18 protein-coding genes are annotated in these 17,177 nt (G+C 70.1%); 6 read left to right on the top strand and 12 right to left on the bottom strand.

What is annotated here, in order from left to right:
- Nucleotides 1–9: 9 nt before the first annotated feature.
- Entirely contained in the window at nt 10–780 is a 771-nt protein-coding gene (locus DAETH_RS08235) for a metallophosphoesterase family protein (protein WP_264774417.1), read from the top strand.
- On the opposite strand, the gene DAETH_RS08230 is transcribed toward DAETH_RS08235, so the two are convergent.
- From DAETH_RS08230 to DAETH_RS08215, 4 genes are all read right to left on the bottom strand, one after another.
- The gene (locus DAETH_RS08230) at nt 777–2,075 is read right to left on the bottom strand and encodes an aminotransferase family protein (protein WP_264774416.1); all 1,299 of its coding nucleotides are present in this window, start codon (nt 2,073–2,075) and stop codon (nt 777–779) included. The genes DAETH_RS08235 and DAETH_RS08230 overlap by 4 nt on opposite strands.
- 26 nt (nt 2,076–2,101) lie before the next feature.
- Nucleotides 2,102–3,040 (bottom strand): protein kinase family protein, encoded by a 939-nt coding sequence (locus DAETH_RS08225; protein WP_264774415.1) that lies wholly within the window; start codon nt 3,038–3,040, stop codon nt 2,102–2,104.
- Nucleotides 3,007–3,399, bottom strand: a complete 393-nt coding sequence (locus tag DAETH_RS08220) for a DinB family protein (protein ID WP_264774414.1) — start codon at nt 3,397–3,399, stop codon at nt 3,007–3,009. Before DAETH_RS08220 ends, DAETH_RS08225 begins: the two co-directional genes overlap by 34 nt.
- Before the next feature lie 98 nt (nt 3,400–3,497).
- On the bottom strand, nt 3,498–4,007 hold the full coding sequence (locus DAETH_RS08215) for a DinB family protein (protein WP_264774413.1): 510 nt from the start codon (nt 4,005–4,007) through the stop codon (nt 3,498–3,500).
- A 51-nt stretch (nt 4,008–4,058) separates the two neighbouring features.
- Here DAETH_RS08215 and DAETH_RS08210 point away from each other — a divergent pair, with 51 nt between their 5' ends.
- Entirely contained in the window at nt 4,059–4,400 is a 342-nt protein-coding gene (locus DAETH_RS08210; protein ID WP_264774412.1) for a DUF4180 domain-containing protein, read from the top strand.
- Between the two features lies 1 nt (nt 4,401).
- Here DAETH_RS08210 and DAETH_RS08205 read toward each other — a convergent pair whose 3' ends face one another.
- Nucleotides 4,402–5,979 carry an L-glutamate gamma-semialdehyde dehydrogenase gene (locus DAETH_RS08205; RefSeq protein WP_264774411.1) on the bottom strand — a complete coding sequence of 526 codons (1,578 nt, stop codon included), beginning with the start codon at nt 5,977–5,979 and terminating at the stop codon, nt 4,402–4,404.
- Nucleotides 5,980–6,296: 317 nt separating this feature from the next.
- Here DAETH_RS08205 and DAETH_RS08200 point away from each other — a divergent pair, with 317 nt between their 5' ends.
- Together DAETH_RS08200 and DAETH_RS08195 are read left to right on the top strand one after the other, a co-directional pair.
- Nucleotides 6,297–6,875 (top strand): TetR/AcrR family transcriptional regulator, encoded by a 579-nt coding sequence (locus DAETH_RS08200; RefSeq protein ID WP_264774410.1) that lies wholly within the window; start codon nt 6,297–6,299, stop codon nt 6,873–6,875.
- A gap of 61 nt (nt 6,876–6,936) precedes the next feature.
- Entirely contained in the window at nt 6,937–7,473 is a 537-nt protein-coding gene (locus tag DAETH_RS08195; protein ID WP_264774409.1) for a TspO/MBR family protein, read from the top strand.
- Here DAETH_RS08195 and DAETH_RS08190 read toward each other — a convergent pair.
- The 5 genes from DAETH_RS08190 to DAETH_RS08170 all read right to left on the bottom strand — a co-directional run bounded on the left by DAETH_RS08190 (nt 7,470) and on the right by DAETH_RS08170 (nt 12,456).
- A complete protein-coding gene (locus DAETH_RS08190) occupies nt 7,470–8,393 on the bottom strand; it encodes an ROK family protein (protein ID WP_264774408.1) in 924 nt (307 codons plus the stop codon). The genes DAETH_RS08195 and DAETH_RS08190 overlap by 4 nt on opposite strands.
- 13 nt (nt 8,394–8,406) lie before the next feature.
- Nucleotides 8,407–8,751, bottom strand: a complete 345-nt coding sequence (locus DAETH_RS08185) for a hypothetical protein (RefSeq protein ID WP_264774407.1) — start codon at nt 8,749–8,751, stop codon at nt 8,407–8,409.
- The gene (locus tag DAETH_RS08180; protein WP_264774406.1) at nt 8,748–10,301 is read right to left on the bottom strand and encodes a DUF4127 family protein; all 1,554 of its coding nucleotides are present in this window, start codon (nt 10,299–10,301) and stop codon (nt 8,748–8,750) included. Before DAETH_RS08180 ends, DAETH_RS08185 begins: the two co-directional genes overlap by 4 nt.
- 149 nt (nt 10,302–10,450) lie before the next feature.
- Nucleotides 10,451–11,515, bottom strand: a complete 1,065-nt coding sequence (argC, locus tag DAETH_RS08175) for an N-acetyl-gamma-glutamyl-phosphate reductase (RefSeq protein ID WP_264774405.1) — start codon at nt 11,513–11,515, stop codon at nt 10,451–10,453.
- Between the two features lie 68 nt (nt 11,516–11,583).
- Nucleotides 11,584–12,456, bottom strand: a complete 873-nt coding sequence (locus tag DAETH_RS08170) for an NUDIX hydrolase (protein WP_264774404.1) — start codon at nt 12,454–12,456, stop codon at nt 11,584–11,586.
- Nucleotides 12,457–12,544: 88 nt separating this feature from the next.
- Here DAETH_RS08170 and DAETH_RS08165 point away from each other — a divergent pair, with 88 nt between their 5' ends.
- Nucleotides 12,545–13,174: a LysE family translocator gene (locus DAETH_RS08165; RefSeq protein WP_264774403.1), complete on the top strand. Its 630-nt coding sequence runs from the start codon at nt 12,545–12,547 to the stop codon at nt 13,172–13,174.
- Between the two features lie 56 nt (nt 13,175–13,230).
- Here the strand turns inward: DAETH_RS08165 and DAETH_RS08160 are convergent, their stop codons facing one another.
- Nucleotides 13,231–15,231 (bottom strand): beta-N-acetylhexosaminidase, encoded by a 2,001-nt coding sequence (locus tag DAETH_RS08160; protein ID WP_264774402.1) that lies wholly within the window; start codon nt 15,229–15,231, stop codon nt 13,231–13,233.
- Between the two features lie 179 nt (nt 15,232–15,410).
- Nucleotides 15,411–16,640: an ABC transporter substrate-binding protein gene (locus DAETH_RS08155; protein WP_264774401.1), complete on the bottom strand. Its 1,230-nt coding sequence runs from the start codon at nt 16,638–16,640 to the stop codon at nt 15,411–15,413.
- 299 nt (nt 16,641–16,939) lie between these two features.
- Between DAETH_RS08155 and DAETH_RS08150 the strand changes: the two genes are divergently transcribed.
- Nucleotides 16,940–17,170, top strand: a complete 231-nt coding sequence (locus DAETH_RS08150) for a hypothetical protein (RefSeq protein WP_264774400.1) — start codon at nt 16,940–16,942, stop codon at nt 17,168–17,170.
- Nucleotides 17,171–17,177 lie beyond the last annotated feature (7 nt).

Here is a 17,177-nt window from a genome sequence, read left to right as displayed (position 1 = left end):
GGGGGAGGCGTGCCCCTCGCCGCCCTCTACGACATCCACGGCAACCTCCCCGCCCTGGATGCCGTTCTGGCCGCCCTGGAGCGGTTGGAGGTTGAGCGCATCCTCATCGGTGGGGACGTGACGTACGGGCCCTTTGTGCGCGAGACGCTTGACCGCCTGCTCGCCCTCGGGGACCGTGCCGTCTGGATTCGCGGCAACGCGGACCGTGAGCTGGTCGAGTTCTTGGACACCGGCACCACCCGCGCCCCCCTTCCCGACGATCAGCGGCGGGCGCTCGCGTGGGAGGCCGGGCAGATTGGCCGGACCCACCGCGACTTCCTCGCCGCCCTGCCCCACCGCCGCACCCTGGAGGTCGAGGGGCTGGGGCGGGTGCTGTTCTGCCACGGCTCCCCCCGGAGCGACGAGGAGATCATCACCCGCCTGACCTCCGGGGAGAGGCTGGGGCGTGTCCTCGCCGGGGTGGAGGAGCGGGTCGTGGTGTGCGGGCATACCCACGTCCCCTTCGACCGCGCGGTGGGCGGCGTGCGGGTGGTGAACGCGGGCAGCGTGGGGATGGGGTACGGGCCGCCCGGGGCCTCGTGGGCTTTGATCGGCCCGGGGGTGGAGCTGCGGCACACCGAGTATGACCGGGAGCACGCGGCCACCCGGTTCCGTCAGAGCGGTCACCCCCTGAGCGAGACCTTCGCGGAGGACGTGGAGCGGCCCGCCTCGGCCCAGGAGGCGAGCACGTTTTTCGAGGAACTGGCGTTGCGGCGGGAGCGGGACGACGCCCGTCCCTAACCCACCTCCCCCAGCGCCCCGTCCAGCGCCTCCAGCATTTCAATCACCTCGCCGTCCGTGACGGTCAGGGGTGGGCCGAGGAGGAGGTGGTCGCCGCGCGTGCCGTCCACCGCGCCGCTTCCCGGGTAGGTGATCAGGCCGCGCCGCAGGGCCGCCGCCGCCACCCGCGCCGCGATTCCAGGCGTCTCGAACGCCCGCCCGGTCGCCGGGTCGCCGAGCACCAGCCCCAGGAGCAGGCCGTGGCCGCGCGCCTCCAGCACGCCCGGATGCTTCGCCTGCAACTCCCGCAGCCCCGCCAGCAGCCGCTCGCCCCGCACCCGCGCGCACTCGACCAGCCCCTCCCGCTCCACGATGTGCAGCACACTCAACCCCGCCGCCACGCTGACCGGGTGCCCCGCGTACGTGAAGCCGTGCTTGAAAGCCCCCGATCCGTTCATCACCGTGTCGTACACCTCCCCGCTCGCGGCGAGCCCGGCCAGGGGAGCGTACCCGGCGGCGAGCCCCTTGCCCAGCACGACGATGTCCGGTGTGACCTCCCCGCCCAGCCGCACCGCCAGAGGAGTGCCGCAGCGGCCCATCCCGCTCATCACCTCGTCGGCGATGAAGAGGACGCCGTACTCGCGGCAGATTTCGGCGACGCGCGCGTGATACCCGGGATTCGGGGCCAGCGCCGCGTCCGACGCTCCCACCACCGGCTCGGCGATGAAGGCCGCGACCGTTTCCGGCCCCGCCTCCTCCAGCACCGCCCGCAGCCGTTCGGCGTCGTCCTCGCCGCCCAGGGTGGGGTCGGGTCGGGGCATCTTGGGCCATGCCGCCTCGTTCATCAGGGGGGCGTAGAGGGCCCGCCGCGCGCCCATCCCACTCGCCGCGAGCGCCCCCAGCGAGGCGCCGTGGTAGCTCGGCACCCGCGTCACCACCCTGTAGCGCCCCGGCTCGCCGCGTTCGACGTGGTACTGCCGCGCCAGCTTGATCGCGCTCTCGTTGGCCTCCGACCCGCCCGACACCGCCCAGAAGCGGTAATCCGGCAATCCCAGGAAGCGCACGAGCCGTGCCGCGTACTCCTCCAGCACGGGTGAGGTGAACTGCGACCCGTGGACGAAGGGCAATTCCCGCGCCTGCCGCGCCATCGCCTCCCCGACCTCGGCCCGTCCGTGCCCCACGTTCGCCACGAGTGCCCCCGAGGAGCCGTCGAGGTAACGCCGCCCCCCGGCGTCGAAGAGGTAGACGCCCTCGCCGCGCACGGCGGTGGGGGAGGGCTGGCGGGAGCGGTAGAAGACGTTGCTGGGGTGGGTCATGGGGCCTTTCGGGAAGCGGTCAGCCTTCAGCTATCAGCGGTCAGGGAAAAGAAGGGCGGCAGGGCCAGCCACTCGGGCAGGGGTGGCGAGCCCTCCACCTCCAGTGTCCGGAGAATCAGGCGGCAAGCGGCGCGGTGCGGGCCGAGGTCGGGGAAGGGGAGGTGTTCGGCGTATCCGGCCTGGAAGTGCTGAGCACCCTCGGGTGTGAGCAGGAGTTCCCACAGGCACAGGTCGAGTTCGGGCGGGGCGAGGGCCGAGGCCTCCACGTCCACGAGCGCGAAGGGCTGCCCTTCCCGCCACACGAACTGCGTGCCCGCCCAGCCGAGGAGCATGGGCACGGCATGGGTGGGGGAGGGGACAGCGGTGAAGGCAGCCTCGACCTCCGGCCAGTGGGGAGCCCATGCTTCGGGGTCGAAGTGCGAGGCGACCTCGCGCACCACGTCCAGGGCGCGCGGGTAGAAGTCGGCCAGGGGGAAGCGGGTCCGGCCCGTCACGTCTCCGAAGGCATTCGAGGCGTGCCCGTGAATCCTCGCCACCCGCCGCCCGAGTTCCGCCGCGTCCGCCTCCCGCAATTCACGGGGCGGCTCGCCCACCACGAACTCGACGACGAGGGCCGGACTGCCCCGGAATTCGGCCAATCCCAGCACTTCGGGGACCGCCCACGCTCCAACGGCCCGCCAGCGGTCGTAGGTGACCGAGACCGCCCCCAGGTCGCGCGGGTCGGCGCCGAAGAGTCGCGTGAGCCCCAGCATGAACGGGCTCACATCGGGCGAGGTCCACCACGGACGGCGAACGATCACCGGGCCCCCCGGCATCTCCACCCGCCAGACATGCGAGGCCCGGCTGGAGTCCCCGGCGTTGAGTTCCGTGACCCCGAGCGCCCGGGTCAGGTCCCCGGCTGACGGCTGAGAGCTGACGGCTGACCGCTCCCCTACCACGTGTCCCCCCCGCCCGGCGGCGGCCACAGCCCCAACCCCTGCCGCAGGATCACGACCTGCCCGAGGTGATACACACCATGCCCCGCGAAGTTGGCGAGCATCGCGGCCCAGGGCTGGCCGTCACGCGTGACCCCCGCCGTGAAGGCCGGGTCGCGCGCCAGCGCCCGCAGCCGCTCCTGACCCGCGAGGAGCCGGGCACGCAGTTCCTCCCACGGCCCCGGCTTGGGCCAGCCACCCGCCGCGTGCTGGGGCCAGGCCGGGGAGCCTCCCCCCGCCGCGTCCAGCAGGAAGTCCTGCCAGAAGGCCACATGCGCGACGACCTGCGCCACCGAATGCGGCAACCCCTCCGGCACCCGCCCCGCGTCCTCCGCCCCCAGGCCCTCCAAGGCCCGCTCCCACGAGACGTTCGCCGGACCGCCAGAGAACAGGTTCCCGACAGCCTTGCCAAAGGCCGACGGCTGAGGGCTGACCGCTGACGGCTCCCCTACCACGTGTCCCCGCCCCCCGGAGGCGGCCACGCCCCGAGTGCCTGCCGCACCGTCACCACCTGCCCGAAGTGGTGCGCCGTGTGCAGCGCGAAGTCCGCCAGCAACTCCCCGATGGTCTCCTCGTGGTTGACCGGGTTGGCGAGGTCGGGCCGGGCGGTGTGCGTGTCCACCCGGGCGAGCAACTCGTAGAACTCGCCCCGCACCCGCGCCCAGTCGCCCTCGGTCACGGCGGGCCAGGTCTCGGAGGCGTGCTTCGGGTACGGCATCGCCCGCCCCTCCTCGATCACGTCGAGCATCCAGCGGTTCCACCAGTTCACGTGCGCCACGAGTTCGGCGACGCTGTGCGGCAGGCCCTCGGGTCGGCGGGTGGCCGTCGCCGCGTCCAGACCGCTGAGGCTCGCCTCCACCCCCACGAAGGCCTGCCCGCCTCGGAACAGCTTGGGCAGCAGTCGGGCGAAGGCGAGCTGGGCGCGCTCGTTGCGGTCGGTGGGGGGATCGGTCGTCATGGGAGTCAGTTTCGCAGAGCGCGCCCGGGAGCGGGTTACCCTGGCCTTGAGATGAGTCCCGAAATCAGGACGGCGAGCGAACTCGGCCTCGCGCTCCGCACGCTGGACGACGTGCCAGAGGTGGTGGGCGCGGCCTATGACCTGGACGGGCTGATCCTGACGGAGGCCGATCTGTCCCCGGAGTTCTTCCGCCTGCGGAGTGGACTGGCGGGCGAGGCGTTCCAGAAGTTCACGAACTACGGCATTCGCGTCGCGCTGGTGGTGCCCGACTTCACGGCGCACGGGGAGCGGTTCGCCGAACTCGCCTATGAGCACAGGGCCCACCGCTGGATTCGCTTCGTCCGCACCGAGGAGGAGGCCCGGGCGTGGTTGTACTCCTCCTACGAGGCCTGAGTTAATACTTCTGCGCCACCGTCTTCGTCTGCACGAACCAGAAGAGGTAATCGGGCCCGCCCACCTTTGCGTTCGTGCCACTCATGTTGTAGCCGCCGAAGGCGTGGGTGCCGGAGAGCGCCCCCGTGCATTTGCGGTTGATGTAGAGGTTCCCGACCTGGATCAGGCGCCGGGCCTCGTTGATCTTGCCGGGGTCGCGGCTGTAGAAGGCGGCGGTCAGCCCGTACTCCGAGTCGTTGGCGAGGTCGATGGCGTGCCGCCAGTCGCGGGCCCGGGTGAAGGTCAGCACCGGCCCGAAAATCTCCTCCTGAAAGAGGGGGTCCTTCGGGTCCACGTCCGCGAAGATGGTGGGCTGGACGTACCCGCCCTCGCGCTCCCCCACGTCCGCCCGCTCGCCGCCCAGAACGAGGCGGGCGGTCTGCTTCCCGTTCTCGATGTACCCCATGATCCGCCGCGCGCTCCCCTCGTGGATGACGGGGCCCAGGGGGGCGTTCTCCTCGGGCGAGCCCACCTTCAACTCGCGGGCGAGCGTCACAACCTTGTCGAGCAGCGCGTCGTACACGCCCTCCTCCGCGATGACCCGGCTGCACGCGGAGCACTTCTGCCCGGCGTACCCGAAGGCGGCCTGCACGATGCCCGTCGCGGCGGCGTCGAGGTCCGCGTCCGCACAGACCACGGTCGGGTCCTTGCCGCCCATCTCGGCCATGACGCGCTTGAGCCACCGCTGGCCGGGCTGCACCCGCGCCGCCCGCTCCATAATCCGGCAGCCGATCTCCTTGGAGCCCGTGAAGGCGATCATCCGCACGTCCTTGTGGTCCACGAGCGGATCGCCCAGCACCTCGTCCGTCCCGGTGACGAACTGGATGACGTTCCGGGGCAGCCCCGCCTCGAACATCAATTCCACGAGGAGGAGACTGCTCAGCGGCGTCTCGGAGGCCGGTTTCCAGACCACCGTATTGCCCGCCGCGATGGCTCCCAGCGCCATCCCCAGCGGGATCGCCGCCGGGAAGTTCCACGGGCTGATCACCGCGACGACGCCGACGGGCTCGTAGACGGTGGTGACGTGCTCGTCGGGCATGGGGTAGACCGGCTTGCCCTGCGCCCACTTCAGCGTCTCGCGGGCGAAGACCTCGAAGTGGTCCACGCACTCGGCGACCTCGCCGTCGGCCTCCGCCCAGTTCTTGCCGTTCTCCAACCCCATCACGGCGTTGAACTCCATCCGCCGGGCGCGCAGCAGTTCGCCCGCCCGCTTGAAGATCGTCGCCCGTTGCATGGGGTCGGAAAAGCGCCACGTCTCGAAGGCCTCTTTCGCGGAGGCCACTGCCTGCTCCAACTGTTCGGGCGTCGCCTTGGGGAAGCGCCACACCACCTCGCGCGTGTCGGCGGGGTTGCGGACCTCGAACGTCTCCCCGCCCTCCACCCGCTCGCCCCCCAGGTACATCGGGAAGGTGCGGCCCACGTACTCCTCGCGGACCTTCCGGTACGCCTCCCGTTGCGCCCGCGCCACGTCCTCGCGCCCGAACGGGAAGTACGGTTCATGCTCGAAGGGGAGAAAGCCCTCCATCAACGTGCTCGTCATCGGTCCTGCCTCCTTATGGTCGAGGTGAGGCTAACACGTGGCGCAACGAGGGGTAAAGCCGCTGTCGGACGGCAAAAAAAGCTCTATCGGCAACGATTCGCGGGTATTCGCCCAGCCTCCTTACCTTCCAAATGAAAAGCGCCCCTGGACCGAGGGGAAGCTCTGCTCCGCCCTCATCTTGTGGCCCGTGCCCAGTTCTCCGCGTGGAAGCCTATAAACTACCGGTTAGTAGGTAAAGGAGGTGATGGGGCAGCCCGGGAGGTTGCCTGAGCCGTTCACGTTGTCGGCTCCCGCGCGAGAACCGCTAGGTTGGGCTCATGCCGCGTCCGCGCAGGGAAGACGCCCGAGACACCCGCGAACTGGCCCTCCGGGCGACCAGCGCGCTTCTGCACGAGTACGGCTATCTCGGGGTTTCGATGGACGCCGTCGCCGACCGGGTGGGGGTTCGCAAGGCCAGCCTGTACCACCACTTCCCGGACGGCAAGGAGCAGATGGTCCTCGAACTCGCCGAGCGGGCCATCGAACGTGACGCCGCCGAGTTCGCCCGGGCCATCCGGGACCACACGACCGCCCGCGCCCGTCTGACGGTCATCGCCACGTACGTGCTCTCCGGGCCGGTGCAGACGGGGCGTATGGTGCGCGACGCCCTGCGCTTCATGGCCCAGGAGCACCAGGACCGCGTCTTCGACCACTTCTCGCGCCAGCACCACCTCCGTATTCGCGGCGTGATGGAAGACGGCGTGGCCTCGGGCGAACTGCGGCCCCACGATACCGGGCGCAGCGCCTGGGCCTTCCTCGACCTGATCTCCGAGATGGGCTCGGGAGGGGAGACGCCACGAAACGCCGACCTGGCCGCCTGGATTGCCAATCTCCTGATCGACGGCCTCGGCGCCTGATCGCCCTTTCAAAAACCTACCAAACGACCGTTCAACAAGTCTCTCGTTCTCCCGGAGGTTCATGGTGACGACTTCGACCCGCCCCCCGTCCCGACCCACTCCCCGTTTCCGCTGGTGGCACGCCCTCGGCATCTTTACCGCCGCGAACGTTGTGAGCATTCTCCCCGCCGGGGTGAGCGGTGACGAGGTGTTCTACAACAACTTCCGGCGTCCGGCCGTCGCCCCGCCCGACTGGCTGTTCGCGCCCATGTGGCTCTTTCTCAACGTCACGTCGCTGATGGCCCTCGCGCGGGTCGCCAACGACCCGGAGCAGACCGGGGACCACCGCAGGGTCTACGTGCTGGAGGGAAGCGGCTGGGTGCTGTTCGCCGCCTTCAACACCCTGTACTTCGGGTTGAAAAGCCCGGTGCTCGGCGCGGTGGACACGGCGGCGGGCCTCGCCGTGGGGGCGGGGAGCCTCGTGTACAGCCTGAAGGTGGACCGCCGGGCGGGCCTGCTGATCCTGCCGCGTGTCCTGTGGCTGCTGCTCGCCACGTACGTCTCGGCCTCCGTGGCCCGGCACAACCGGGACGAGTTTCTCGGCCGGGGCAAGAGCTAACCCTGCCCGCGGGCCCACAGCGCCGCCCCGATCAGCCCTGCGTCCGCCCCCAACTCCGCGTGGACGACCTCGGGCCGGTAACGGGCGGGGAAGTGGGTGAGCGTCTCCCGCACCCGCGCCAGATACCCGGGGCGCAGGCCGACGCTGCCGCCGAGGGCCACCCGCGTCACGCCCAGCAGCGCGGCCAAGTCGGCGATCTTCCAGGCGACGAGGGCGGCGGAGTGGAGGTAGACGGTCTCCGCCACGGCGTCCCCGGCCTCGGCGGCGTCGCACAGGGCGCGGGCGTCGGGGTGGCCGAGCGCCCGTGCCCGCTCCCCCAGCGCCGTGCCGCTCGTCTCGAACTCCAGCGGGCCGAGGGGACCCAGCGCCGGAACCTCCACCCCGGGCGACCATGCGGCGGGCACGCTCACGAAGCCCAGTTCCGCGTCCAGCCCGTTGGCGGCGAGGTGCAGCCGTCCGCCCAGCACGAGACCCGCCCCCACCCCCGTGCTCACGGTGATGAACATGAACTCGCCCGCCCCCCGCCCCGCCCCGGCCGCGAACTCGCCCCAGGCGGCGGCACGGGCGTCGTTGAGCGCCGCGCACGGCAGGTTCAAACCGCCGCCCAGCCGCTCGGCGAGAGGAATGTCCGTCCAGCCGGGAAAGGTGTGGGTGGCGGTGGCGGTCACGCGGCCCCCGGCGACGGCCCCCGCGCAGGCCACCCCGAGGGCCGAGGCGTGCCCGGCGAGGGGCGCGGCGAGGTCCAGGGCGGCGGCGATCACGGCGTCCGGGGAGGCGGGTTTCGGCGTGCGCGTCTCCCGCCGTTCGGTGACGCGCCCGTCCCCAATCAGCGCGGCGCGGACGGACGTGCCCCCGATGTCGAGGGCGAGGAGAGCTGTGGGGTGGAGACGGGTGTCCGGTTGGGCGTTGGGAGAGGTCACGGCCCCATTCTGTCTAATAGCGCCACCGAATTCGCCCGCCGGGCTCCACCACGAAGTGAACACCGAGTCCGGGAGTGACGTACGCGTTGGCGTGGAACTCGTCACGCAGCCCGTCGAAAGTCAGCGAGGCCCCGCCATCGTTCCTGATCGTGAGGGGCACCCGCCAACTCCGCCCGGGCCGCAACTCCTCCAGCCCGGCACATTCGTGAATGCACAGCCGCAGGTGGCGCAGTGTCTCCCCGCTGTGGTTGACCACCCGTACGTCCGTGATCGGCCAGAAGACCCCATAGGCCCACGCCCCCAGCCCCAACAGGCTCAGCCCGAAGGCGGCGGAGGGAAGCAGGCGGCGGACGTTCATCCCTCCAGGTTGCCCGCTTTCGCCTCCACGGACATCCCCCTTTCGGCGGACTCCCGCACCATCAGCGGAAAGACGCCCGTGAACAGTCGGGGCCAGGCGAGATGGGCCTCCCCGACCTTCAAGCCCAGCCCCGTCCCCGCGAAGTGCCGCTCCCACAGCGCCCGGATGCGTGGTGTGATGATCTCCCGCAGGTGCGCTTCCGCCGCGTCTCTCTGCTCTCCCAGGTCGAAGGGACTGGGGTTGTCCAGCCGGGCACGGACTTCCGAGCGGGTGAACGCCTGATACAGCGCGTCGTCCACCATCCTGGCAAAGAGCACCTCCGCGTGTGCGGCCCGGTCCCGCACCAGGGGCGCGAGCTTGCCGAAGGCGACCGCGCTCCCCAGCGTGTTCCCTGCCGTGTTCCAGGCGCCGTAGCCCGCCAGCCGGGCGAGGGGAAGGCTCTGCATCAGCGTCCACAGCCGCCGCTCCGCCCCGTTGGGGTAGGCGATGTCCGCGAGGCTCACCGCCCGGCCTGCCGAAAGATCATCCCGCAGGTCGTCCACGAAGGCGGGGAGGTGGCGGTGCGGCGTGTCCACACTGGCGAAGTCGGGTTGAAAGCTCGCCTGCCTCGTGCCCGGCGTGTTCACCGCGAGAATGAAGTCGGCCTCCCCGGGGCTGTCTGCCGGAACGCACCCCGCCGCCCGCAGGTGTGCCCGCACGAGTTCCCCCGCCGGGCGGTCCTCGTAGATCAGCTCCGCGCCCGCGCCCAGGGTGCCGCTGTAACGCACCCAGGCCCGCCTCCGCTCCGGTGCGAGCGCCCGCGCGATCAGGGCACACGGCACCTCGTCCGCACCGGGGTACACGTCCAGCCTCTCCCAGACGCCGAGTTCGTCCGCTCTAGCCTCCAGCATCCGGCGGTCGAAGGCGGCGAGGCCGTAGGGGGTGGTGTCGTCCAGCGTCAGGCACAGGTGAGTCAGGGTGCCCCCGGCGAGCAGGTCGAGCGCGGCGAGGTGCAGGGCCCGGTTGCGCTCGCGGGTGCCCACCCAGTCGGCGAGCACGTCTGCCGGAAGGGCCGCGTGCGCCTCCTCCAGCGCCGCCCGCTCCCCTGCGCCATGCCGCGCGTGGCGGTCGAACGCAGTGGAGTACGCCCGCAACTCGCGTCCCCACTCGCCGTAGTAGGGTTTTTCCTCGTGCGGGTCGTTGTCGTGCGCTACCCGCACGATCACCCCGAAGGCGTAGAGGCGCAGGTTCGGGTTGAGCCGCCTCGCCTCCCGCAACGCCCCCAGCCGCTCCAGCACGAGGTCCAGCGGGTCCGACACCCGCCGCGCCGGAATCATCCCGCCCAGGCACAGCGTCTCCAGGCAGACGATCAGGGCGTCGGCGTGCGGTGCCTCGTCCAGCAGCCATTCGCGCAGCCGGTCCGTGTCTCCCGGCGTGAAGAAGTGCGGCAGGGCGTCCGGGGGCGGAACACGGACCTCGGCGCCCGTCATGCGGGCCAGCCCCACGGGAAGGTCGAGCGTCGGAGGGCGGGTGTCGGGGGGAATCAGCAGCAGGCGGGGGGAGGCGCGCATCCCCTTCACCCTAAAGCAGCAATCCGGCGAGAGGACGAAACGAAGCCGCCCGACGCGCAGGGAGTTCAGGAGACCCCCCGCGAAAGTGGGGGAGGAGGGGGCAGGAGGCCCCTTCTTCCGGCGCGTCGGGCAGTCCTCCACCCCCAGCCTCAGGCCGGGTGCAGCCCCGCGAACTCCAGCCCCGTCGTCTCCTCCCAGCCGTGGGCGACGTTGAGGCTCTGGATGGCGTGCCCCGCCGTGCCCTTGACGAGGTTGTCGATGGCGCTCATCAGGACCACGCGGCCCGAGTCCACGTCCATCTCGAAGCCCAGGTCGCAGTAGTTCGTGCCGTCGAGGAGCATGGGGTCCGGGTAGCGGTGAATCCCCTTGGCGACCTTCACGATGCGGATGAAGGGCTCGCCGCCGTACACCTCGCGGTAGGCGCTCCACACGTCCCGGTCGGAATAGCCGTCGGGAATCCACGCCTGGATGGTCGAGAGGATGCCCCGCACCCTCGGCGTGCTGATCGCGGTGAGGTGGATGGGGAAGTTCCCGGGAAGCTCCTGCTGCACCTCGGCCGCATGGCGGTGCCCGACCGGCTTGTACACCCGCAGGCTCCCCGCCCGCTCGGGGTGGTGGCTGGCCTCCGTGGCACTCGCCCCCGCCGCGCTCGACCCGACGAGCCCCGTGGCGATGATGTCCCTGGGCAGCAGCACCCCCAGCTTGAGCAGCGGATACAGCGCCAGGATGACCCCCGTGGCGAAGCACCCCGCGCAGGCGATGCGGGTCGCGCCGCGCAATTCCTCGCGGTGCAATTCCGGGTTGCCGTACACCCACTCGCCCAGGCGATCCGGCGTCGGGTGGTCCTCCCCGTAGGTCGCCCGGTACACCTCCGGGTCCTTGAGGCGGAAGTCGGCGGAGAGGTCCACGATCACCCGCCCCTTGCCCTCGAACTCCCCAATCCGCTTCGCCGCGCTCCCGTGTGGCAGGGCGAGCACGATGATGTCGGCCTCCTCCAGCTCGGCGGCCTTGCGGAACTTCAGCCCTGTGCGGCCCCGCAGGTTGGGGTGGACGAGGGCCACCGGCTGCCCCGCACTGCGCTCGCTCGTCACCTGCGTGACGTTGAGATGCGGGTGCCCCAGCGCCAGCCGCAGGAACTCCCCGCCCGCGTACCCGCTGCCCCCGACGATGGCGACGCTGCGCCGCTCTGAATTGGGCCGTTCTTGACCAGTCATCCGGCCCAGTTCAGCACACAGGCGGGATAAGAGTGTTCATCGCCTTACGTGTTGAAGGTGAGAAGGCATCACCGCTTGCCATACACCAAGTCAAGGACTGCGAGGAGGTCGCCGTTCACGGCCTCTCCCGCCTCGGCCCGACTCCGCACCTCATCCGGTGTCAGCCACTCGCCGCCGCTGAAGTCGTCGGGGTTGAGCTTCGGCTGGCCCTCGAACGGCACCTCGTACACGCGAGTAAAACAGCGCAGGTGGTGGTCGTGGGGGCTGAACGCTCCGGCTCCCTGCCAGCCGGTAACCGCCACGTCGAGGTTCAGCTCCTCCCGAGCCTCGCGGATAAAGGCCTGGTTGCAGGACTCTCCCGCCATCACCAATCCGCCCACGCTGAAGTCGAGCGCACCGGGCCAACGGGTCTTGTAGGTGGCCCGGCGTGGGATGAACAGCTCGCCCGCCGCGTTGCGGAGGAAGGCCACCACGCCCCACTTGTGCTTGACACCTTCCGACGCCGAACGCCACAGCACGCCCCTCACCTCCCCCGCGTCGTCCAGCAGGTCGAGGAGTTCGTCTTCCCCGGGTTCCAGCGTGTGCCTCAGAAGGGTGCTGTGATAGCGGACCCGCAGGTCGGGCCGCGCCGCCTGCAACATGTGCCAGAGGGTGTGTCCCTCGCGCTCGAAGCCGTGCCACTCGTCCTCCCCGCCTCGCAGGAAGGCCGCACGCATGGGCAGGGGAGAGGCTGGATCATTGCGGTTCAGCGTCGAGTCGAACGCATCTGCCCAGGCCAGAAGCCGCGCGGTGAGGTTGGCGGGCAGGTTCAGTTCGGCGGGGTCCAGGTCGCCCTCGCCATCCGGGCGCCACAGCGGGAAGCACTCGTAGTCTGCCAACAGGCGCAGGGTGTCACTCATCGGCCTGATCGTCGCATGGGTGGGTGTGGCATCCGCGCGCATATGCCCGTCTCCTCCCGGACGCTTGACACGCGCAGGCCCGGCCGGATAACTGAATTTGGACATCGACCCTTTCCAGGAGGTCTACCTCATGCCCGACCCCTCCACCCTCGCCCTCTTCGTCGTCGCGGCGCTGGCACTTCTGCTCGTGCCCGGGCCGTCCGTCCTCTACATCGTCGCGCGCAGCCTGCACCAGGGGAGGCGGGCGGGGCTGGTCTCCGCGCTCGGCGTGCAGACGGGCGGGCTCGTCCACGTCCTCGCGGCGGCGGTCGGGCTCTCGGCGCTCGTGCTGTCGTCCGCCCTGCTGTTCAGCCTCGTGAAGTATCTGGGAGCCGTGTACCTCGTGTTCCTCGGCGTGCGGACCCTGCTCGGCCCCGAGGAGACTCACGCGGTCCAGATGCCCACCCCCAAACACCTCAGTCAGGTCTTCTGGCAGGGCGCCCTCGTCAACGCGCTCAATCCCAAGACCGCCCTCTTCTTCCTGGCCTTCCTCCCGCAATTCATCCGCCCCGAGCGCGGCCCGGTGGCCGTCCAGACGCTGATCCTGGGTGCCCTGTTCCTGCTGCTGGCGACCCTCAGCGACGGCATGTATGCCCTGCTGGCGGGGACGGTCGGGAAGCGGCTGCAAGGCAACCGGGTCTTCGCTCGGCGGCAGAAGTACGTGACGGGGGGCGTCTATATCGCGCTGGGAATAGGCACGGCGACCGTCGGACACAAGTAGGCGCCGGGTGCGAGGAACACTCCCACACCCGGCGCCGCTCCAGTTTGGACCGCCCCCTACTTCCCCCCGCCGATCAGCGTCAGCCCGATCAGCGTCGGGTTCGCCCCCTTGCCCTCGCTGACCAGGGTCACGCTCTGGATGGCGACGTTCGGCTTGGGGTTGGCCCACTCCAGCACAGGCACGTTCACGTCCAGGCCGTCGCGCGTCTTGCCCGCCCACCCCGGCGCGGCGATCATGCTCGTCGGCACCGTGTCCGTCCAGGCACGGATGTTGCGCCCGTACTCCAGCGGCACGTTCAGCGTGCTGCCGTCCGCGTAGCGCACCTCGTACCGCCCGATCACGTCGCGTGGGGTGGGACTGGGCCAGCCCGTCGTGTGCAGGAAGGCGAGGGCGTCCGCCTTGCGCCCCAGTTCGACCGTCGCCCGCTCGGGGAGCCCCTTCGCCGCCGCCCGGTTCCCCCGCAGCATCACGGCCCCGCGCACGTCGAAGCGGTAGGACCCCAGCCGCACGTTCCCGCTCGGGAGGTTGCGCAGGTCGGTGTCCGGTCCCTTGAGAATCCAGCCCTGCTCATCGTCGTCGGTCAGCTTGCGGGTGACGAGCGGTGTGAGGTTGACCAGGGCACCCGCCGTGTTCCGGTAGGCGCCCGGCATGTACAGGTCCCGGAACACCGCGTCCGCCCCCGTCACCTTCCCCGCCGGATTCCAGAAGCTCGCCCCCGCCCGCACGAAGGCCACCCCCTGCTCCGCCTGCCCGTCCCAGATGCTCGGGTTGCCGAAATACCCCGACCAACGTGTCTGGATCATGCCTGCGGCCCCGACCTGTGCGGCGGCCCGGCTCAGGCCCTCCGCGTTGCCCGGCTCGTGCCAGGAGGCGCCGAGTACGGGAAAGCCCGCCGACTTGATCCGCGCGAGCATCGGGAACTCGTTGCCCGGCGCGTAGGCCCAGTACGCGACCTGAATATCTTTGGGCAGCCGCGCGGGCAACGAGTCGATCACGCTGTCGGCGAAGGCCGCGTCGTGCCAGATCATCGTGCCCACGTTCTGAGCCTTCAGGAAGTCGTGGAGCTTCACCGTGTCGTCCACGAACAGCCGCTCGAAGCCTGCCGCCTTGCCGTTCGGACGGGCCGGGAAACGGTCGCGGTTGCGCACCTCGTCGTGGCCGATGTGGATGACCCTGGGCTGGAAGACCTGCACGGCCTCGCGCAACACGGGGAAGATCACCCGGTCGTACGTCTGCGGGTTGAGCGTGTCGTACGCGAAGGGGTTCTGCGAGTCCGGGTCCTGCACGAGGTCGAGATTCTTCCCGCCCTGGAACAGCCACTGCGTGTGCCCCAGCGTCTCGATCAGGGGGATGACCTCCAGCCCGTGCTCGCGGGCGAGTTTCGCCACCCGTGCCGCCTCCGCCTTGGTGGCGCCGCCGGGATGGGCCCAGCCGCCCGACCGGGCCACGTCCCACTGGACGTAGTTGCTCATCACGAGAACGGCGTTGTACTTGAGCCCAGCGAGCATGGGGATCAGGCGGTCGTTCACGGCCCCGCCCGAGCCGTCGAGGTACAGCATCGCCACCCGCTGCCCCAGGGCGGGCGAGTCCTGCACCCGCGCGAACCGCACCCCGTCGGGCGTGAGCAGTTGCCGGAGCGTCTGAGCGCCGTAATACGCCCCTTCGGCATCGGCCCCCACCACATAGGCCCCCGTCCCGTCCACCCACAGCGCGTACCCCTCCGCCGCCTCGGTGTCCAGGCCCGCCGCCCGCGCCTTCGCCGCCAGCCCCGCGTCCGCCCGCGTGCCAATGACGATGCTGCGGCTGCCTCCATCGGGGAGACTCGCCCCCAGCCTTGTCTTCCACTCGCCCCGCAGGTCGCGCACGGCCCAGCCCAGCTCGGGCGCGTTCCCCACCACCCGCACGCCGAGGCCGGAGAGGGGGAGCACTCCAGTCGGAAACTCCGCCTTCCTGGGTTGGGGCACGAGGGTTGGGCTGGGTTGGACGGCCCGCGCGTCGGGGACGGGGGTGACGGGGAGGGGGGCGGCGAGGGCGGGGGAGAGGAGGAGGGCGGTCAACAGGAAAAGGCTGGCTGGGCGCACTTGTTTACCTCGTGGGAAAGGAGGGCAGGCGGGGCCTGCCACCCCCCTCCCCGGCCCTCCCCCACAAGGGGGGAGGGAGAAAAAAGGCCAAAAGGGGCGGCACGCAGCCCGGTCCTCCCAGGCTCGCGCGCCGCCCCTCATCACTTCGTTTGCCCTTACAGGCTCGCGTTCCACGCCTTCACGATGTCGTCGAGGGCCTGCTTGGCGCCCTTCTGGCCGGTCATGGCGGCTTCCACGTTGTCCTTGAAGACCTTGTTGAGCTTGCTGGCGTCGGGGTACACGAGCGTCAGGTCCTTGGCCTTTTTCAGCTCGGTGCTGGCGACGAGCTTGCCCTGGTCGATGGCGCCCGCGCCGCCCTGCTTGAAGAAGCGGTCCGTGCTCGCCTTCACGGTGCTCGGGAAGGTCGTCTTCGTGACCTTGGAGAACTGGAGCTGGTTCACGTCGTTCGTCAGGAAGAGGGCGAGTTTCTGCGCCAGCGCCTTGTCACGCGCGCCCTTGGGCACGGAAAAGCCCATCAGCGGCGTGTGGATGACGTTCCCGGCAATGTTGATGGGGTAGGGCGCGACCTTCGTCACGTCGTAGACGTTCTTGTTGTCGTTCGCCACGCGCAGGATGAACTGCGGCCCGGTGATCAGCATGCCCAGCTTGCCGCTCGAATACAGCTCAGTCGCCGCAGTGAAGCCCCGGCGCATGGTGTCCTCGGGGATGTAGCCCTTCTTGTACAGGTCCACGTACGTCTGGAGAAGCTGGACGTGCTGCGGCGAGTTGAACACCGCCTTGCCGCCCGACTTGTCGAAGACCGGCAGCCCCGCCTCCTGGAAGAGGTACAGCAGGTTGAGGTTGTTGATGTTGGGCACGAAGCCGTACATGCCCGTCTTGTCCTTGATCTGACGCGCGGCGGCGATCAGGGTCTGGATGGTGCGGGGCGGGTTGTTGGGGTCCAGGCCCGCCTTGCGGAAGATGTCCACGTTGTACGCCACGACCTTCGGCGCCCAGTACCACGGCAGGCCCATCACCTTGCCGTCGTACGTGAAAGTGTTCAGCGGGCTGGGGAAGTACAGCTTCTTCTGGGCGTCCGTCAGGGTCAGCGGCTCCAGCGCGCCCTGGTCCACCATCTTCACCACCATGTCCGAGGACAGGTTCACGGCGGCGGGCGGGCGGCCCGAGGCGATGGCGGCGAGGAGCTTTTGCTCGATGGCCGAGGCGGGCACGTCCACCCACTTCAGGTCCACATTCGGGTTTTCCTTCTCGAACTGGGCGACGAGGCGGTTCATCTCGTCGTTGAAGAGGGGCGCGAGCGCAATCGTCCAGAACTCCATCTGCGTCTTCTGCGCGCTGGCGCTGCCGAGGGCGAAGAGGGCGGCGGTCACGAGGAACTTCTTCATGGGCACTCCTTGAGAGCAGGTTGAGGGCGTGCCCCAGACTGTAGCGTGAGGTTCCTGAACGCGTCTGAGAGGAAAGGGGCGGGGTCTCATGTGGGGCGGGGGATGGGATGCCCTGCTACGGTGACGGGGTGCGAACAAGCCTGCTCAGCCTCGCCGGGTTGGAGTTGTCGATCCATGACGAGGAGGAGTTGCGCGGGCATCTGACGCCCATGTGCGAGGGCCGCTCCGCCTAAGTCTGGTTGGGTGACCCGGAGAACGGCCCTCTGCTCCTGCTCGGCAACGGGCGAGAGGCGTGCCTGATGCATCTTCCCGACGTGGACGGGGACCACCCGGGCTGGACGACGCGGGCGACTGAGGCTGAGGACCTGGAAGAGACGGTTTCCGGGTTTGTCCTGAGCAACGGGCAGGTGGACGGGTTTCCCTCGTCGTGGGTGGTCCCGCTTCATGAAGGGGTAGACGCCTTCCTCCATTTCTACCGGCGTGGCGAGCGTGCCCCGTGGTTGATCTGGCGTGACGATTCCAGCCTGTAGCGCGGCG

It is taken from the genome of Deinococcus aetherius (assembly GCF_025997855.1).
In the GTDB taxonomy this organism is placed as follows: Bacteria; Deinococcota; Deinococci; order Deinococcales; family Deinococcaceae; genus Deinococcus; species Deinococcus aetherius.
Note: the sequence above shows the minus strand (reverse complement) of the source record. Positions and strands in the feature narration are given on the sequence as shown.